The 19051-nt window shown below is 41.8% G+C and carries 19 protein-coding genes; 9 read left to right on the forward strand and 10 right to left on the reverse strand.

The window, feature by feature from the left end:
* The first annotated feature begins 86 nt into the window (after positions 1-86).
* Positions 87-338, forward strand: a complete 252-nt coding sequence (locus EL210_RS01925) for a hypothetical protein (RefSeq protein WP_004373445.1) — start codon at positions 87-89, stop codon at positions 336-338.
* A gap of 5 nt (positions 339-343) precedes the next feature.
* Positions 344-619: a type II toxin-antitoxin system YafQ family toxin gene (locus EL210_RS01930; protein WP_004377853.1), complete on the forward strand. Its 276-nt coding sequence runs from the start codon at positions 344-346 to the stop codon at positions 617-619.
* A gap of 84 nt (positions 620-703) precedes the next feature.
* Here EL210_RS01930 and ybeY read toward each other — a convergent pair whose 3' ends face one another.
* From ybeY to EL210_RS01950, 4 genes are all read right to left on the reverse strand, one after another.
* Entirely contained in the window at positions 704-1132 is a 429-nt protein-coding gene (gene ybeY, locus EL210_RS01935) for an rRNA maturation RNase YbeY (RefSeq protein WP_004373441.1), read from the reverse strand.
* A 32-nt stretch (positions 1133-1164) separates the two neighbouring features.
* Positions 1165-1626 carry a pantetheine-phosphate adenylyltransferase gene (coaD, locus tag EL210_RS01940; RefSeq protein ID WP_018919799.1) on the reverse strand — a complete coding sequence of 154 codons (462 nt, stop codon included), beginning with the start codon at positions 1624-1626 and terminating at the stop codon, positions 1165-1167.
* Between the two features lie 638 nt (positions 1627-2264).
* Positions 2265-4913, reverse strand: a complete 2649-nt coding sequence (locus EL210_RS01945; protein WP_018919798.1) for a thiol protease/hemagglutinin PrtT — start codon at positions 4911-4913, stop codon at positions 2265-2267.
* A 269-nt stretch (positions 4914-5182) separates the two neighbouring features.
* Positions 5183-5443 carry a SemiSWEET family transporter gene (locus EL210_RS01950; protein ID WP_004373438.1) on the reverse strand — a complete coding sequence of 87 codons (261 nt, stop codon included), beginning with the start codon at positions 5441-5443 and terminating at the stop codon, positions 5183-5185.
* Between the two features lie 482 nt (positions 5444-5925).
* On the opposite strand from EL210_RS01950, the gene EL210_RS01955 reads away from it, so the two are divergent.
* The 7 genes from EL210_RS01955 to EL210_RS01985 all read left to right on the forward strand — a co-directional run bounded on the left by EL210_RS01955 (position 5926) and on the right by EL210_RS01985 (position 13614).
* The gene (locus EL210_RS01955) at positions 5926-7413 is read left to right on the forward strand and encodes a phage integrase SAM-like domain-containing protein (RefSeq protein WP_018919797.1); all 1488 of its coding nucleotides are present in this window, start codon (positions 5926-5928) and stop codon (positions 7411-7413) included.
* Between the two features lie 124 nt (positions 7414-7537).
* The gene (locus tag EL210_RS01960; RefSeq protein WP_018919796.1) at positions 7538-8791 is read left to right on the forward strand and encodes an ATP-binding protein; all 1254 of its coding nucleotides are present in this window, start codon (positions 7538-7540) and stop codon (positions 8789-8791) included.
* A gap of 3 nt (positions 8792-8794) precedes the next feature.
* Positions 8795-9715 (forward strand): DUF6043 family protein, encoded by a 921-nt coding sequence (locus EL210_RS01965; RefSeq protein WP_018919795.1) that lies wholly within the window; start codon positions 8795-8797, stop codon positions 9713-9715.
* A 191-nt stretch (positions 9716-9906) separates the two neighbouring features.
* Entirely contained in the window at positions 9907-10203 is a 297-nt protein-coding gene (locus EL210_RS01970) for a helix-turn-helix transcriptional regulator (protein WP_004377847.1), read from the forward strand.
* Between the two features lies 1 nt (position 10204).
* Complete coding sequence (locus tag EL210_RS01975; RefSeq protein ID WP_018919794.1) at positions 10205-11185, forward strand: AAA family ATPase; 981 nt, start codon at positions 10205-10207, stop codon at positions 11183-11185.
* Between the two features lie 27 nt (positions 11186-11212).
* Complete coding sequence (locus tag EL210_RS01980; RefSeq protein ID WP_004377843.1) at positions 11213-11932, forward strand: DUF6371 domain-containing protein; 720 nt, start codon at positions 11213-11215, stop codon at positions 11930-11932.
* Positions 11933-12189: 257 nt separating this feature from the next.
* Positions 12190-13614: a recombinase gene (locus EL210_RS01985; protein WP_025879557.1), complete on the forward strand. Its 1425-nt coding sequence runs from the start codon at positions 12190-12192 to the stop codon at positions 13612-13614.
* Positions 13615-13836: 222 nt separating this feature from the next.
* Here EL210_RS01985 and EL210_RS01990 read toward each other — a convergent pair whose 3' ends face one another.
* From EL210_RS01990 to EL210_RS02015, 6 genes are all read right to left on the reverse strand, one after another.
* Positions 13837-14526 (reverse strand): hypothetical protein, encoded by a 690-nt coding sequence (locus tag EL210_RS01990; protein WP_004377837.1) that lies wholly within the window; start codon positions 14524-14526, stop codon positions 13837-13839.
* A gap of 2 nt (positions 14527-14528) precedes the next feature.
* On the reverse strand, positions 14529-16007 hold the full coding sequence (locus EL210_RS01995; RefSeq protein ID WP_018919790.1) for a hypothetical protein: 1479 nt from the start codon (positions 16005-16007) through the stop codon (positions 14529-14531).
* A 1-nt stretch (position 16008) separates the two neighbouring features.
* Complete coding sequence (locus EL210_RS02000; RefSeq protein ID WP_018919789.1) at positions 16009-16716, reverse strand: DUF6939 family protein; 708 nt, start codon at positions 16714-16716, stop codon at positions 16009-16011.
* Positions 16713-17249, reverse strand: a complete 537-nt coding sequence (locus EL210_RS02005) for a DarT ssDNA thymidine ADP-ribosyltransferase family protein (protein WP_004377834.1) — start codon at positions 17247-17249, stop codon at positions 16713-16715. Before EL210_RS02005 ends, EL210_RS02000 begins: the two co-directional genes overlap by 4 nt.
* Before the next feature lie 179 nt (positions 17250-17428).
* Entirely contained in the window at positions 17429-17911 is a 483-nt protein-coding gene (locus EL210_RS02010; RefSeq protein ID WP_018919787.1) for a hypothetical protein, read from the reverse strand.
* Positions 17880-18800: an IS982 family transposase gene (locus EL210_RS02015; RefSeq protein WP_004378945.1), complete on the reverse strand. Its 921-nt coding sequence runs from the start codon at positions 18798-18800 to the stop codon at positions 17880-17882. Before EL210_RS02015 ends, EL210_RS02010 begins: the two co-directional genes overlap by 32 nt.
* Between the last annotated feature and the right edge of the window lie 251 nt (positions 18801-19051).

Consider the following 19051-nt stretch of genomic DNA (forward strand, 5'->3'; position numbering starts at 1 on the left):
ACTTTTAGATTTCAATGAAAAATAAAATGGATTTACTTGCAATTATAAATACTTTGTATTACATTTGCATACACACATAATGATAAATGAATATGGAACATACAGTAACACGACAGGCCGCATCATTCAGACTGAATGCAGAATTGCTTGATGTTTTGAAGCGTAGAGCTAAGGAAGCCAACCGCAGTCTTAACAATTATGTTGAGAGTGTGTTGCTTGATGCCATGTATTTCGAGCCCAACGAAGAGACTATTGCAGCTATTAAAGAGGCTAAGTCAGGGAAAGAGCTTGAAACCCTTGATTTGAATGATTTTGAAAACTATATTCAATCTCTGTAGATTTGATGGAATTAAAGCTCTCTGGACAGTTTAAGAAAGATCTTAAACGGTATAAGCATAATAGGGAAAAGCTACGGGATTTAAAAAGAATCTTGACTTGTTTACAGGCTACAGGAGCTGTACCTTTGGCTTATAACCCTCATAAATTAACTGGAGAATATGAAGGATGCCTTGAATGTCACATTCAGAGCGACTTCCTTTTAATTTGGTATGACAAGCAGAAGCCTGTCATAAAACTATTGCGTTTGGGGACACATTCCGAACTTTTCAAGAAATACTAACGCATGATGTGTTAGTATTTTCCATCTCAAAAGAATGTTTTTATATTGCTTTTGGCTTTAGGTAGTTGGCCAACTTCCGTCTTTCTATCCCTCTTCCAACGTTTTCAGCAGCGCTAAAGCCTTGTTTTCATTGGCCTCCATAATCTCTCGTTCACCCGGTCCTTTGTCGTTGATGCCGCAGAGATGCAGGATACCATGGATGATGACACGGTGGAGTTCATCATCGTATTCCTTGCCGAATTGCTCGGCATTCGTGCGGACTGTGTCCAGACTGATGACGAGATCACCGCTGATAATGTCGTCTTCGTCGTAGTCAAACGTAATGATATCCGTGTAGTAATCATGGCCGAGATAGTCGTTGTTGACCTCGAGTATCTTCTCATCATCAACAAACATGTAGCCAATATCACCCACTTTCCGACCGTAGGTTGCTGCGACAGCCCGTATCCATCGATTGATGAGGCGTTTCTTCATCTTAGGCATTCCTACGCCGTCTGTGTTATATGTAATCATAACAATATAGTTTTTATCCTCTTACTGCCTTTTTATTTCCGTGGCTTTGCTATCCACTCGTCGGCATTTTTACCGAAGAAACGCAACTCTCTGATGAGCGTACTGCTGATACTCGACAGCGAAGGGTCGGCAAACAACAGCAGAGTTTCAACGCCACTCAGCTTTCGATTGATTTCAGCCTGTTCGCGTTCGTATTCAAAATCCTTAACTGAACGCACACCACGGACGATGAAATGTGCACTCTCACGACGTGCCATGTCAACAGTAAGGTCGTCATACGATTTCACTTCCACGCGTTCCTCATCCTTGTAAACGGCTTCAATGGCTTTCACGCGGGCATCAATTTCCTCGCTCGTATGCTTCAGTTTGCTCACGGCAACGGCTATCACTATCTTGTCGAACAGCGGTAGTGTGCGGTCAACAATGTTCTGATGACCGATAGTAAAGGGGTCGAAAGTACCCGTGAAGAGTGCAATTCGCTTTTCTGTTTTCATCTTCTGCAAAATTAATATATTCTTTTTTGAAATGCAAATCTTTTTATTCTGAATTGTAATAAGGCCTCACCCCCAACCCCTCCCCGAAGAGGGAGGGGAGTAAAATGCCTTGAAAATGGAGCCCAAATAAAATATAATTAGAGAACACATCACTCCCCTCTCCTTGGAGAACCAACGGTCGCTGTTCGTTGAGTGAAACTCAACGAGGAAAGCAAAGGGTTGGGGGTGAGGCCTTATTTCTATCACTTTACCACGCAAAATGCCTTTAGTTGCCTTGCTTCTTGACGCAGATTACACGGTCATTTGACGCAAAACGCAACGCTTCTCAACGTGATCTTGCATTGTGATTTGACTTGAATGCTGTAATGGCTTGATTGTCAAAGCTTTGCGAAGTGCTAAAAAACAACGCGCATTTGGAACGAGGAAAGGTTTCGTTTCAAATGCGCGTATTTTATAAGTAGATTTGTAAAGTTACTTGAACAGAATTAAAATATAATTCGTTTCATGAGATTAGTCCTTTGATAAACATTCAAATAATGCTTTTTTTCTATATGAAGCAAGCTGCATCTTTAATGCACTTCGGGGGATTGAAAGCCAAGCCCCGAAAGGCACATGCGGTGCAAGCAATGCTGCAAGAACTATCTGATGACTTTCGTAAAGCTACCGTTTTGCGTGGTAATCTTCACGATATATGCAGTGCGGGGAAGGGAAATCGTAACGTAATCCTGGCCTTGCGCTGCCTTGTTTGCAACCGTCATACCATTCAGGTTGTAGACAGATACACGCTGTAGGCCTTTCTGTTTCACCTCCAATTGACCGTCTGCAAATCTCACGGAAGCCGTTTGGGTCACGTCGTTGATGCCGGTTGGCCCATTATAGGGATAGCTGTTATAGGGGCCATTGATGATAGAAACGAAGAAAGGACTTCCTGCTTCGGGCCACAAATTAACCTCTTTGCCATCCACTTCGCCCATCAATGCAAGCTGATAACTACGGTTATTGATGATTTGCAAGTCGCTTTTACGTAGCCAACCGCTGAGAATAGTGGCCGATTCATTATCTGAATTGAGAGTCATTGTAGCAGGATAGGTGCTCAAAGGAATACGACGAGCATCGTAGGTGTCAATGAGGCAGAGAGTAACAGGGCCGTTATAATCAACATTCTCTCGTCTATGAGCAACACAACCCACCTTGAACGGAGTGTAATAGTTTACGTCGATGTGCTCGTTCGGAATACTTGATCCAGAGTTGTCCTGCACAAAACCCATGACTTGGCGCAGTGGTTCACGACTTACATCGCGGTTTTCCACTTTCACGACTGTAGCTTCCTGCATGTTGAAGTTAAGTACAACGCTCTTCTCATAAGTGTAATTTTTGATGACAGTCACGCGCAAAGTATAGTTTCCTGCACGCATTTCTTCGGATAACTGGAATGGCAGTTTGACGTAGGTTGTGGCAAACTCCTCGAACTCTACACTGTTTGGGGTCTCGAAAGTGGCTAAAGGATTTCCGTCATTGCCGAGGAATTCAAGTTTGACTACACCGTCAAATATCTGCCCATTGAGTTTTCTCAAGGCTAAACGAGCCATGTTTGACTCTCCCGCATAGAGCGTCTTGTCGAATGTCGGGACAGCAGCGAGCTGGAAAGGATGCTCTTTTGACGGCAGTTCGCGATAGGTGATAGCGCCCTTTTTGATTTCAAGCACGATGCGGGGTGTCTTCTTCATCTTCGTCCATGCGCCGAATGTGGCGTCTGAATTGCGTGCAGCAGCAATGGGAAGAAGCGTATAAACGCCGTCAGACAGCTTTGTAAAGTCGAGCTTGATGTCCACATTATCAACCATAAGTCCGCTTGGTGACATCTTCCCATCATAGCTGGCAAACTTCGAGAAGGTATATCCGCCCATGTCGTGGAAAGCTGTCGGGCAGGCTTGAACTAACGAACCATCAGCTGCATAGATGCCAATGCCGAAGTCACCACAGAAGGGATTATTGCTCTGATTGACGAAATGATGATACACAACATGGCTTTCGGTCGTTGTGTTTGTAGGTTTCTGGCCGACAAAATGCATATCGCCTTCGAGGTTGAAAGCCAAGTTGGGCGCGTTTCCACGCAGTTGTTCGTCGATAGGTGCAGTTCCATCTTTTTTAGGATGGGCTGCAATGACCACCAATTGCCTGCCGAATGTCAGTGCTCTTCCATTGAATTCTTTACCTGAATTGGCCACATTGAGCGCCGAAAGAGAGTAATATCCGTCGGCTTGTCCGTCCCAACCGAAGTTCATGTGAACCATTCCGTTGCGATCGAAACCGTCGGCTACCCACGCATGTCCACTGGCATTGTTGCTTGCATTGCCCGAGATATAGAGGGGAAAACCTTTTCGAAGTTCGTTCTGTATAATCTCCAAGAAATTCGAAGAGCCTTCGTCCTGCTTGGCTACCATGGCTACATCGTAGTCGAAATTTGTGCGTAGTGCCTGTTCAGCGGCATAGTTTGAAGAACTGCTTGCATAAGGTGTGTACTGCATATGTACTGAAATGCCGACATCATTCATCAGTTTTGCCACGGCATCTGCCTGTGTATTGTTATATTTTCCAGAGCGATAATCGGGCAACATCTGCCCCCAATTGTATTCAGATTGCGAGAAATCGGCCGAGCGTTGTGTGTTGTCGTATTTCAACTTATAGGTGTTTTGACCTTTACCTCGCTTGGGCCATTGGTGAAAATACATGATTTGAGCCATTGCAGTGGCTACACAACCGGTTACATAGTGCGTTTGTTTACTGTAAGGATAGCCTTGGCCCCAGTGTGATTTGAGCAGAGGGCGTACCTCATCGCCTGCAGAGCGCGTGGCAAGTGCACGGGGCTTGGTAACGGGGTGAAGTTTCAATTGGTCATAAACCTGCTGATAATGCTTCAGAAGAAAGCGTGCTTCGGGGTTCAGACGTGTTGTATCTAAGCTTCCATTACGGCTGTAAGCCAGCACTTCTCCCATGGCATCATTGCCCGAAACGATGACAAAACCGTTGCCGTGAGTATCGTTATAGATATAATAAGGGGTGGAAACATGAGACCTTGTGGCGCGTGTTGGCACAGCTCTTAATGCTTTATGATCTATTTTTATATACCGTTTGGCAATGTCAAGTGCGGCCTTTGGCGTTATTTCCTTAGCATAAGCGTGTGTTGTGAAGAATAAAATAACAAGCTGAAAAACAATCAATAGGAATTTTCGATAAAGCCTGTTGCCTGCCTTGCAGGGGCTGAATGAATTGTGTTGTAATGTCATTTAAAGTCCGTTATAATGAAAAATCGCTGCAAAGGTAGGCTTTTTTTCAGACAAACTGGCATAAAACTTGTTTTTAAATGCTTTTTACTTCCGCTGTGAAGTAAATGGAGTGGTGATGCCCATGATATCAAGATGCCTTTTTCTCTCTGTTTGGAGACATGTGACTTGCCTTGAAAATAAAATTCCCCGACATAGCCAATGCAGGACTTGTCGGGGGATATTATTTTGTAGTGTGAATGCTCTTCGCGTTTTACTTACCCTGCTTTCTCTTATAAAGAGGTGAAAGCAGTGATTAAACCGAATATCACTCCTGGTGCATTTGCTAAGGCCAGTGGCAGGTCGCGCTTCTCTTTGAAGAGTCCATAGCATACCCAAAGCGTGCAGTTGATAGATGCCATGAATGGTTGAATGAATGTACCTTTCTGTCCGTCAAGGTTGTTTTGGATCTGTGCAATATAGAAAACATACATCAAAACGGATGTAACCATACCAACCCAACCTAAATTTGTGAAGAACTTCTCTTTTGTCATAGTCTTGATATTTTGTTGAATGATTAGAAAACTACTTTCATAACGGTCTGCTTCCTAACCGCTATAACGGTAGTCATAATAAAATATTGTGTATGAATACAACTTGCTTCATGACATTTTATTTTAGTGGTGGCAGTAATCGTGATAAGCTATTGTGTATGAATACAACCTATGTGTAGTGCTTCATAGTTTGTTTTTCGGTCATTTCCCCTTTATTCCGTAATCAAGACTATACGTTTCTTTCGTCCTCTTGAAACCTGTTGTGTGGACCAGCCTGGGCTTGAACCAGGGACCTCCAGATTATGAGGCTATTTGATGTATATTTCATAAAATTATAAATAATATTAAATGCTTGAAAATAAATAAGTTATATTATTTATTTGTTCCAAGAAATATCTTAAATTTGCAGCAGTTTTTATTCAGAAAGTTCACCAAAAGTTCACGGATGATTTCGTGAATCCCCTGTTAAAAGGAGAATTATAATGGAAAAAGTCAAGGGAAAGTTCACGGAAGTGGGAAATATGTCTCAAAAGTATCGAAAGAGGGGAGAAACCTCGCTTGCAAAGTTCGTATCTTCCAACGGGAAAGTTACAGGTACACTTATGTTGGATCCCAGAAGAATGGATGGTGATTATTCCCAAACTTCCCCTGTCGCTATTCGTATAGCATATGCTGGTAAGAAAGTTTTTCTGCGGATAGGGAAATCATATATAGGAACAGATTGGATAGAACTATGTGAATGTGAGAAATTATCACGAAACAAGAAAGCCTCAGAACGAAAGGAATTAAAAAAACAGATGGAGAAAGTGGCTACTCTTGTAAATCAACTCATCGATGAGGGAAACTTTTCTTTGAGAAAACTCCAGGAACGACATCAAGGGAGGAAAGATGACGATAGTACAATCTACTCCATTTGGGAATCTTTTATTGTATCCAAGCGCGACGATGGCAAGGCAGGAACAGCTCGATGCAGTGAGGATATATTAAAGAGGTTTGTACGGGATATGGGAAAAGATGTATCTTTAAGTGATATAAGTCACAACTTTATTCTGGATTGGGTAAAGGTAATGAAGAAAAATGAGCTTAGTACAACATCCATTGGAATATCATTGCGTACATTCCGCACCATTGTAAATATCTGCATTGACCGTGGCTTGATTAAAGGAAGCACCAAAGAAATGTTCAAAGACACGGGCTACAATAAGGTGTGTAGTCGTAAGCATGAGTTCCTTGATATTCCTACCATGAAGATGCTTTATGACTTTTGGGAAAGAGGCGAAGCCAAAGACGAAAAAGGCAAGGAGTTATTCTTTCCAAAAGAGAAACACGCCGTCTTTCGTGATTTAGGGCTGTTCCTATTTATGTATCTGGGTGACGGACAAAATTTGGCTGACACCTTGCGACTGACTTATGATGGTTGGTATTTTGCTACACATGGAAAGCAACTCCGATTCTTGCGTCATAAAACGAGAGACAGAAACGAGAGTGCTAGCGAGGTCATCTTTCCCATTACTCCAGAACTACAAAAGATTATAGACAAGTATGGCAATGAGCCTAAACTTGACAAGCGTGTGTTCCCGATTATGAGTGAGTGGATAACTCCAGAACAAGAAGTATGGGTAATCCAACGATATAATCGCTATATTCGTGAGCATATGGCGAAGGTGGTAGAGCTGCTTGGCATAGAACAAAAACCTTCATCTACCTGGGCTCGACATAGTTTCGCTACCAATCTGAATAATTCTGGTATAGTACCATACAAATATATTAGTGATAGTATGGGGCATAGTGGAAATGGAGATATAACATCTAACTATATTGGTGCCTATCCTTTGGATAAGATGTTGGAATATAATTGGTACCTTTTGAACGAAGAAAGACAAAACAAAGCTACTGATAAGCAAATGGTCTTGGAACTATTGAAAAAAATGAGTGAAAAGGACCGAAAAGAATTGTTCGCGTCTTTGTAATGAACGAGTTGATTTGAAAAATATGCCACAGGTGGCATATTTTTCAAATTACACGTCTTGTTTTAAAATAAATACTGTATCTTTGCCATTGAAAAAAGTGCTCCATGGGGCAAAAACTTAAAATATGAGAGCAACAATTCCCAGAGACGTCTATTTGAAGCAGCTGATTGACGGACGAGAAAATGGTTTTATTAAAGTAATCACAGGTATGAGAAGGTGTGGCAAGTCCACACTTTTACAAGTTCTTTTTCGTGATTATTTGTTGAAACAGAACATACCTGCTGATCACATTATCTCTATTGCTTTGGATGACCGCATCAATCAAAAGCTAAGAAATCCTGACGTTTTGTTGCCATATATCCGCCAGCAAGTCAGGGATAACCAGTTGTATTTTATACTTATGGATGAAATACAGATGGTAGATGAGTTTATGGATGTTCTAAACAGCTTGTTGCATATTGAGAATGTGGATGTCTATGTAACAGGTAGCAATTCTCATTTTCTCTCGAATGACATCGTAACAGAGTTTCGGGATAGAAGCGATGAAATACACATGTATCCATTCTCTTTCTCTGAGTATTATGCAGCCGTAGGCGGAGATAAGCAGGGTGCATGGAAAGACTATTATACCTACGGCGGGTTACCTCACGTATTGACTTTAGTAGGTGATAAGAAGAAAAGTGACTACCTTTATAATGTTTATCGCAAAACCTATCTGACTGACATAAAAGAACGACATGAGATTAAAGAGCATGAGTTTGAGGAATTGGCAAAGATGCTGTCTTCTTTTATAGGTTCATCCTGTAATCCGAACAAATTGACTAACACCTTTAAGAGTAAAGTGAATGTTGATTTGTCCTATCCCACAGTAGTAAAGTACATTTCCTATCTAAAAGACTCCTTTCTGATAGAAGAAGCAGAACGTTATGACATCAAGGGACGTAAATACATTGGATCCTTGTCCAAATACTATTTTTGCGATTTAGGAGTAAGAAATTCCATTTTGAATTTCCGTCAACAAGAAGAAAATCATATTATGGAGAATGTTCTCTATAATGAGTTGCGAATGAGAGGTTATAATGTAGATGTCGGCATGGTAGATGTTAAGAGAAAAATTGACGGGAAAAGCATCCGCCAGCAATATGAAGTTGATTTCGTGGTGAATGAGGGAAGCGACAGGTACTATATACAGTCTGCTTTTGCCATGCCAAACATTGAAAAGGAGCGTCAGGAAAAGACTTCTTTTTCATTTATCAATGACTCCTTCAAGAAAATTATCGTCGTGAAAGATGATATTAAGACTAAACGGGACGAACAAGGGATCGTAACCATAGGCTTACTCGATTTTCTGTTGGATAAGGACAGCTTAAAACTGTAACTTATGGAACCAGAATGCAAAGTAGATTTTCTAACATGGTATCAAGCCAACAAGATAACGGCAGACCGCATCATCAACGATTTGAAGAAGCAGTCGTTTGAAGCGGTAATGCACCTCTATGCTTATACTGCCAAATCATTGAAACTGGAACATATTGTGAGTCAGAGGGACTTCCCCATTCTGTTTTCCAACAATTACACGAGAGTTGGTGACACCATTGTAACAGCGATAGTATTTCTGTTCAGTGAAGGAAACATGAGTTTTATTCGTCTAAACAGGATAAAGAACACATTAAAATACTGGCTATTTTGTGGCAATCTGTACGAAACGATTGTCTCAAAAATCATCGTCAAGACTGATGAAGCCCGTGAACGATTAGAGAAGAACGCCTATTCCGATTTACAGCAGCAATTAGTTGAGACCAGTATGCGAAATGGCATCAAGACTCAGGATGATTGGAATCGATTCTTTGGATTGGAGATTACACTCGATGATGAATGTGAAATTGAAAACAAGCCTAATCCCATCCCAACCGAACTCCAGACGGAAGAAGCCCGACTGATTCATGGCTTGGCGATTACACCCAATGACAAAGGTGATATCGAGAACAAACCTGTTCCCCTGCCAGCCGAACTTCAAACAGAAGCTGCCAGACAGATTCTTGACAAAGCAATTTTGTTGAGGTTATGTGATAATGAATATCACTGGCAAAAGACAAACTCCTTGTTAGCCTATTTCGCTGATTGTGCCTGTGAACATTTGAAGCTATCCAAAGCGGAGCAGGACGGCAAGAAGAAAACATATTGGAAGCCTTTTGAAACCCTATTCGGTGTTTCCGGACTGGCCAATTACAAGAACACCTATACCAACAAGACGGGCAAGCTGCCTATTGACCATGAAATCGTGGAATCTATATTCCGCTAAAAGAAGAAACCCATAGCCCGTGTAAGTCAGCCTTGCATGGGCTTTTTCATGCATTCCTCTTACTATACAAGCATTCCGTTCCATAGGAGGAAATGCGTCCATACCCATATAGTTACCATGTAGTACCTATATGGGTATAATGTCATGTAATTCCATGATACTTTTGCAGCAAACTTTTAAAACCAAGAGACATGCAAGGAAATTTCATAATGCTGCAAAAGGAAGACCTCAAGGAGGCCATTGCAGAAGTATTGGAGACAATGGTGGGTAAGAATCTGCTGAAAGAACCAACTCAAACTGCATCCACCGAGTATTACACCCGTGACGAGCTGTGCGCCCGTTTGCACATCACCTATACCACATTGTGGCGCATGGAAAAGCGTGGCGACATCCATGTCCATAAGATTGGCAGACGCAACCTGTATTCTAAGCAGGAAGTGGATGCACTGATAGCAAATGGACTTTCTTCTGATTCTGTAAGCAGGTAGTATGGCTATGGCAGAACTTAGTAAGAATATCCCCAAACCGCCAGAGGTGGATTATATTATTTCCTCTTTTCAGCAGTTGCAGGAACAAGATGCCATTGATGCGGGTAGCTTTCATGTGGCATCCATGAACGACTGCTTGAAGGCGGCCAAATCTTTGCCGCCTCTTGTGGTTCTCTATCCGAACATTGTCCTCGAAGGTGATCTTTGCATCATCTTCGGACAGTCAGGCATCGGCAAAATCATCTTCGCCATGCAGGTGGCAAGGGATATTGCCGCACAGGGGAAGCGCGTGCTCTATACCGACTTTGAGATGACACTGCGTCAGCAGGCCCTGCGGTACGAGGTTCCGGACTTCCCTCCTACCTTCTTCCGTGCGGAGATGGACAGAGACAATCTCGTTGATGATGTATTGAAGGGAATAGAAAAAGCAGCCGTGGCGAATCTTGCGGAAGTGGTGTTCATCGACAACATTACCGCACTCAGCCAGTCGCTTGACAAAAGCTCTGACGCGGGCTCGCTCATGGCATCGCTGAACGCCTTGAAACGGAAGTATAACTGGACGCTGGTCGTCCTCAACCATGTTCCCAAGATGTTCTCCGGTTCAGTCCCTCTTTCCCTGTCGGCCATACAAGGCTCCGCCAAACTCAACCAGTTGATAGACGATGCCGTGGGACTGGGGCAGTCAGTCCGTGACAAGTCGTTGGTCTATGTGAAGCAGTGTAAGTGGCGCAACGGCGAAGTTGTGCTCGATGCCGACAATGTGGCTCTGTATGAGCGAGCCAAGAACAAGGACGGCAATCTTTGCTTTACCTTTCGCGGCTATGACACGGAGGCCGCCCATCTGGAAACAACAGGTACCAGCGGGCGTGAGGAACTGAAATCAAGGGTCAGGGAATTGTCCTCGCATGGCATGAAGCAGCAGGACATAGCCAGGGAATGCGGTATCACCCAAAGCAAGGTGTCAAGGCTCTTGAACCGTTGATTATTCACTTTATGCAGTTTATGCAATATGCATAAGTGCATAAACTGCATAAAACGCATAGCAAAAATGGGAAATCAGGACTTGAAGAGAATATCGGCGACTAAGGCTGCGCCCAATGATCGGATGTTGATAGAGATACCCAAGCAGGATATAGGATGCCATTATTCTTCTCTTACGGATTATCTAGATAAGACTACTGGTTATGATTCCAAGATATTGTCGGCTATTGATAGTTTAATTATGAGATTTCATCTGGGAGCCGTTACCAAACTTGTGAACGGACATTATGGCACGGTGCTGCCTCGGATTAACCGGAACAACAAGGTTGTAGGAGGAAGTGTGCAGTACTTTGATACTGAGAGTGGAGCAATCCTGCAAAGAGAGTCCTTAGTGGAGCATCTTTATAGCTGGTACTGCTTTGACTATTATACGGATGATGAGGTCTTCTTTGGCGAGCATCTGCTTTCAAACAAGCCTGTCGCCATTGTGCAGGAGGAAAAAACAGCCTTGCTGGGTACGCTGGCGGAACCGGCCGTTGACTGGTTGGCGGTTGGAGAAGGCTACAATCTCACCAATAACATGATGAGTAAACTGGCTGGCAAGCGGGTGGTCCTTTTCCCTGATGATATAAGCTGTGATTATTGGGAAGAGCAGTTCGGGGCAAGGTTCAAGGTGGACCGTGGCTTTGTCCATCGGGACATTAACCGATACCTGATTGACAGAATCAGAGGTCGTGGCAGTCCTTGAACTCGGGGGGGGAAGAACAGGGCTCTGTCCTTGTTATAGCCCACTATAACTACCCGCTGCGCTTTCGTAGTTGTGAGCCCAAGGCCAGCCTTGGAGAACCGGCGGGGATGACTCTCCCCCTGCACCCTCCACTCGGTGGCATCTGCCCCCAAGCCCCCTTGACCTGAGCGTGACCCTCTCTCTGGACTCTCCGCTTAGGGAGCCTCCCTAAGAACCTTATGAAAAGAAAAAAAACAATCATTTAATTCCCTTTTGTTATGACACAAATGACATCGGTACACATCAAGCCCTGCAATATCGGGCAAAGTGAGGCACACAACCAACGGACAAAGGCATATCTCGACCACATCAATGCAGAGAAGCTTTATATTAGGAAAGACCTGATACCTGAGAACCAATCGTGGACATCGGAACTGCAAGGCGATATGACCTTGCGGCAGTATTACGATGCCATTGGCAGAATGGTGAAGGAAAAGACGGGCAGGGCCATGCAGACCAAGGAACGGGAGCGAATCAACAAGAAGACGGGCAAGGTAACCAAGATAGCCGGCTGTACTCCCTTGCGTGAGGGCGTCGTGGTGTGCAAGGCAGACACCACCATGGAGCAGTTGCAACATTTCGCAGACCTTTGTCGACAGCGTTTCGGCATTACGGCCATACAGATACACCTCCATCGTGACGAGGGGCATTGTCTTGATCCGAATGACACATCTACATGGAAGTCTAACTATCACGCCCATGTCATCTGGGACTGGATGAACCACGAGACAGGTAAGTCCTACAAGCTGGACAATGAGGACATCAGCCTCGTGCAGGACATGGCGGCCGAGGCATTGGGAATGGAGCGCGGCGTTTCCAAGTTGGAGACGGGCAAACTGCATCTGGAACGGAATGACTATATCGTGGCTAAACAGAAGCGTGAGTTGGATGAAAGCAAGAAACAAGCGGAGAAGCTGGCAAAGGAGAACGAGCAGAAAGTTCTCGCCTGTGAAAAGTTGGATAGGGAAATCCACGACAAGCAGGAAAAAGCCAATCGAGAGAATGGCAGCGCCATCCTGTCGGGCTTGGCCAACCTTGCAGGAAAGGGCAAGTATGCACAATTGGAGGCGGAAAATGAAGAAATGAAAAAACAAGTTGCTGCAATTCCACAAGTGGTTGCTCAGCAAGTAGAAACCTTAACCATTACCTATAAAGAGGAGATAACTAAGGAGCGGAATCGTGCTGATTTCTGGCTTGCTGAATGTAATAAACAAGAGCGTATCTACAAAGGATTGCTTACCAAATCGAAGAATCGGGAGGTTGACCTCAAGCAAGAGTTGCTGCAACGTGATAACATTATCGCTACAATGAAGGCTGGGCTAACAGATTTCCTACGAGGATTCACTATCATTTGCCAAAATGCCATTAATGCCGTTATCGACTTTGCCCATGACACTAAATTGCAGCACTTTACCTTCCCTCAGGCTACAGCCATCAACGAATATCTTTCTAAAGAGTCAAGCGACAGGCGTAATGGTGCCACGATTCTGGCTCTCCTCACCCGTCCCTTTCTCAACTTATTCGAGCATCAGAAAGGGAAAGTTGAGATTGAAAATGTTGCCAATAACTTCGATTGGTACAAGGAAAAACAAAGGTGGAAGCAGCAAGAGGAGGTAAGAGACTGGCCAAGGTTCAGAAGATAGATAAAAGGATTGGGTACTCTGCATCAAAATTGCCAAGTACAGTTTTTTTAAACCTTTTTCCTGATAGATAATATCGCATATTAGTTAGTTTTGCCCTTGCAATGTTATATCATCGGCGCTGCTATTAGTTCGGACATTATTACTATGAATAATCGGCGCAACCCTCATAATGAAAGTTGTGCCGATTGTCATAAAATATTTTTTTTGTTTATTACGTACTGACTAAAACTTAAATTGGGTAGGTCTTGAAATCTTCGGAATAATTTGTATCACAAACCTTTTGTTATTCTCTTCAACTTCCATATCCCTATTTATTCCATTGAACCCACTACCTGCTATAATTACCTCCGTATTATAATTTCTAAAGTCAAATCCTTTTAACTTCCACCTTCGATACAATGCTAAGGCACGATGATAGCTTAATTCATACATTTGAATGTTATCCGCATTGTAGGTATTCTCTTTTAACTGTTCCCAAGGAATGGCCGCATTCCCCTCTATTACGAGTTGAAAATTAAGATTCGGATTTTTTTCATGTAAGCGTTGTACGATTTCCTGCAATGAATTTCCAACTCTATCTACTGTAGCTATATATTCTGGTTTAATCACATCTTTGTTAGGATTAAATATCTCCACACCTATAAAATCTTTGGCTACAAACATTTTCTTTTCTTCAATATATTTCAAATCTGAAGATTTACTCAACTCTTTAAATTGAGTTTCCAATTGAAGAATTTGTTGAAGTTGCTCATTAGTAGCATTCGCTTCCTTTAAAGCAGTATTTAACTGAAAATTCGTTATTTTCATCTTGCAAATACACACAACAAACAAAACCAACATGATGAAAAATAAGCTTGTCATCAAGTCTGAATAGCTGAGCCAAAACGAATCCTTATGTCTTTTCCTTGCCATAGTTATTTTCTGATTTCGTCAAGGGCTTTTGTCATAGAATCTATAGCTTTCAGCATCGACTTATGTAAATCGATTGATTCCATCTGTGCATCTTTATAATCTTTGCGGAGATTTAAAATTTCGCGTCGCAAATCCTTATAACACTCTGCTTGAACTTGCGTATATTGCACCATCGTGTCAAGCACTTCCTTAAACTTGTCAAACGTATCAAAGAAATCTTTGTTGTTAGCTATGAAATTCTTTATGTATTCCGTTGATACAGTAAGTTGTGTTGATAGATTTTCAGAGACCGTCTTACCCTCAGATATTAGCATATCAAATTCTTTTCTCCAGACATCTCTAGCATCTCCTCCTGTCGGGAAATGGATTGTTATAGCTTCCTGAAACTCTCGTTGGAGTTCTGTTGTTTTATTCTGATTGCTGATCACAACCGAAAGTCCAGTGGCAAAATCATTGAAATTACCAATTATCGTTTGTATTTGATTTACCATTCCCGATACGTTTACAATGGTCGAATTAAGTTGTTTCTGATATGTACGGAATACATTGAGTGAGTCAGCAGATTCTTTTAACTGTATAAATGTTTCCGCTATCTTGTTCGCTGTCTGCGTCAAACTTAGTTTGTTTATTTCAGACAAAACGAGATGTTGTTTTTCAAGGTTGTCATTTAACAACTCGGCAGAGTCTGCATAAGCATCGAGGTTACGCCCGAACTTATCTACAAAATGACCAAGAACTCCTTTTAAAGAGTTTAAACTTGAAGCCATACTATTTGACAGTAAAGGCATCAATTCTCTTCTTAAAAAATTAATATACTCTTCTGTGCCCTCATTGGATTTAGAAACAGCATTCTTATATGATATAGCACTGTTATAAACAGTAAATCCTAAACCTAACAAACTAGCGAACATAGCAGCAACCACACCATATAACAAATGTTGCAATCCGTCCAAATTACTAGTCGTGCCAAAAATCTGATTAAAATCAACACCTATAAGCCCTGTTATAATACCCACAAAAGTTCCTGCCAAACCTAAATAGAGAGGCACATTCAAACTATTTTGAATATCATCCTCTAATGCGCCTTTTTGGTTATCACTAATATCTCTAAGAACACTCAAATCGGCACTTGTTCCTGTGTTTTTACAGAGGTATTCATTGGTTCTATGGATAATTTTCCCCAACCGTCCTTTAGGCATGCCTTCTTTTTGAGATACTATTAGCGACAAATTGATATAATCCTCATCCAAGCCTTCTTCTATCCTTGAAGGAATATTTTCTAAAAATTTTTGTAAAGACGACTTATTTCGCAAGACATCAGAAGTCACAGATGTTTCTTTCAATGAAAGGTTGTCTACTTCTTTGAACAAGTCTCGCAACTCTGTAATATTTTTCTTAGTCTTTAAGAAACTGAAAACTTGTAATGCAATGACTACTAAGACGACAGCCACAGCAACAATTAAACCGATATATTCTTGCATATTATTCCTTTGTATTTAAGTCATAAAACAAATTGCCTATTTGTACATTCTTTTCTAACTTACCTTTTTTTCTTAATCTTTTCTTCTGCTCTTTTTCTTTGAGCCTTTTAACTTCAATTTCTTCTTCACTCATAGGATTGTAGCCTTCCATCCCCTCGGGATAATTCCCCTCAATGTACAGCTTTACTAATCCTGCATGAGAGAGAGGCTTTGAAATATCCCGAAAATCAGTATTAGTATTGTAATCCAATAAAACTATATCTCGTTTTTTACTTTGTTCTTTTATCCTTTCCACAACACGATGAACTTCCGGCACATTGTCTAATACCCATTTATATGTAGGTAGATAAATCAACATTCTTGCCTCAAAGTAGTTTAACAGCTCTTTACCATAGGCACCTTTACGGTGTCCTTTAGGTTTGCCAAACTTTCTTACCGTTCGCTTCAAGTTTCGCATTGTATCATTTTTGAACGTCGGAAAATCAACATCCACACTGTCAAACACTTTCAATCCTTGCCACACTGCTTCTACGCAAGTAGCCTTTAATTCATTCGTGAAAGGAATTGGGATATTCCCATGAGGATAGAACGGACTTAAAATTTTAGCATACCTCGTTTCTGAATTGGAAGTAATATCCAAGATGTCGGCATCTGGATGTTCTTCCTTGATTCGTTCTATTTTCCTTTTTCTGTTTTCTATGTATATCATATATTGACAATATATTTTAATGGAACAAATGTTTTTACCATAACTTCCGCTTGATGTGGTTTGAAGTCCTCATCGTTTTTTGAAACGAAATGTCTTTTTGTTGCGTCGAAATTCACTCTCTTCAAATCCAGCAAGCTACCCCCATGAGTATGAAGTCTGTCTGCTGCATTTATGTCCGAGAATAATGTGTCCTTCAATAAGGCAACATCTATTTTGATGCGTAAGACCACCATATCACTACCAGATTGTTGTAAACGATATTTCATAGGATGGTCATCGCAAAAACTCAAACGGACATAATCCTGCAATCCGTATTTCTTGTCCAACTCTCTTGAATCGTAATCACCACCCTGGCGGGGGATATTTATATTATTAGTCTCGCAATAATGCCATGAAAATAGACCACCGTGTCTCTTTATTGAAGGAATGTTCCTTTTATCTGTAAAATGATACAAAAAACGAATATCGTTGCTTTCAAGTACTTGATAAAAATCCTCCCAGTTTTCTTTTCTCTCAGCTGACAGTTTTTCCAAACGTTGCCTTTCAGCCTGTTCCGCTTGTTCTTTCTTTCGAGCCTCTGTAGCAAGCCTGTCCGCCTCCTCTTGTCGTTTCTTGCGAAGTTCTTCCTCTTGGCATTCCTTCTCTTTTATGATTTGTTCTTCCTCTGCTTTTCTCTTACTTTCCTCTTCTTCTTTACGTTCTTGTTCTTCTTTTACTCGTGCAAGTCTTTTTTTTCAAGTGTATTTTCTAATTTTGTTAGGGCTTCTTGTGCTTGAATATAATGTTTCCTTATGTTTGCATCTTTTATCCTTATAATTTTATTGCGCACAGCATCTAAAGCTTCTTTTGCATCTTTTACTTTTCCTTGCGTTATAAAGCTTTCTGTATCCATCAACAAAGTCGTAATTTCTTCTTTCAAGAGCTTAAACTCATGAGCTTCTTTTTTCAGCCTCTCAATTTTCAATGACTTTAAAGTGGGTAATTCTTCTAGTTTCCTAATAGGAAATACTATAGGTACTCGTTGAGTACTTCTTTGTTGAATCTCTATAGAATACCAATCTGTCGAAGAAGGTGTCAAACGTTCCTTTTCATTCTTTGCATTCAGTTTCCTTTTGTCAAGTTCATCGCATATAGATATACGCCAGTTCGGGATAAGGATTTGCTTAGAAAAGTTCCAATTTCCTACTCTTTTCAATGCGCACGGGCAGTGCCTCTGGCTTATTCTCGAAGAAACAGTATGCAGCCAATGCCGCACAGAGATTCATGAGGAAGTTATGTACGGAGCGATGGCGTGAATGAACAAGGTTGGCCTTGTTCTTGAGCAGTTCGTTGATGCATTCTATTATATATCGCTTGCGCAGCATCATCTTGTCCCACAAGGGCATAAGCTTGTTTTTCATGTTTGATTTGATCCCGTGAACGAGATGGATGCCTTGGTTGAAGCGGTTCTCAAAGAACTCTTGCTTGATGTAGCCCTTATCGGCAAATACTTTGCCGTAGAGCACCTTGGTGAAGACCTGCCACACCCTAGGGTCCCTGTCGTCCACGTTTGCGGGAGTTAGGCAGAACGTGAGTACATCGCCCATCTCGTTGCACAGCAGATGAAGCTTGAAACCATGACACCACCCCATTGTTCCCTTTCCGTTCTTAGCAAGTCCATCAAACACCTTGTTGAAATTCCTTCTCATGTTGTGGCATACGGGAATCATCGTGCTGTCCACGAAACTAATGCCCGTGCACTTTCCAAAACCTTGGATGCGCATGAAGGCCATCAGCTCGAAGAACACGCGAGGCATGAGTTCCACGAAACGCGTGTAGGACACGGCCTTAGGGAAGTAGCTTGCCAGATGCTCCTTGATGAAGAAGAGGTAATAGTGCTTGAAGTTGCGGAAAGAGCCAAAATGATAGCACAACAGGATGGTCATGATTTCGCTCTTGGACATCTGTCCTTTACGGTTTCGCATGCGCTTATATCCCTCGTCTATGGGGGCGATATGTAGGTTTTTAGTTAACTCTGCATCTAAATTCTTGCAGAACTCATCCAATATACAAAATATTTCTGTAACTTTGTCTGTGGTAATCATCGCTATATATGTTTTGTAAGTGATTGATTTTCAACTATAAAGTTACAAAATAATAGCGAGATTACCAACTTTTTAGAGAACTTTCTTATCCCGAACTGGCGTATTACTTATATCCTGCGTTCCAATCTCACCCATTTTACCGCGCAATCTCACCCATATTACACGCTAAAATGGCTGAGATTAGCGCGCAATATAGCTGAAATAAAAAACGAGGAGAAGGCGTGTTGAATTTTAATTTTGCGGCGATCGGT

It is taken from the genome of Segatella oris (assembly GCF_900637655.1).
Classification (GTDB): domain Bacteria; phylum Bacteroidota; class Bacteroidia; order Bacteroidales; family Bacteroidaceae; genus Prevotella; species Prevotella oris.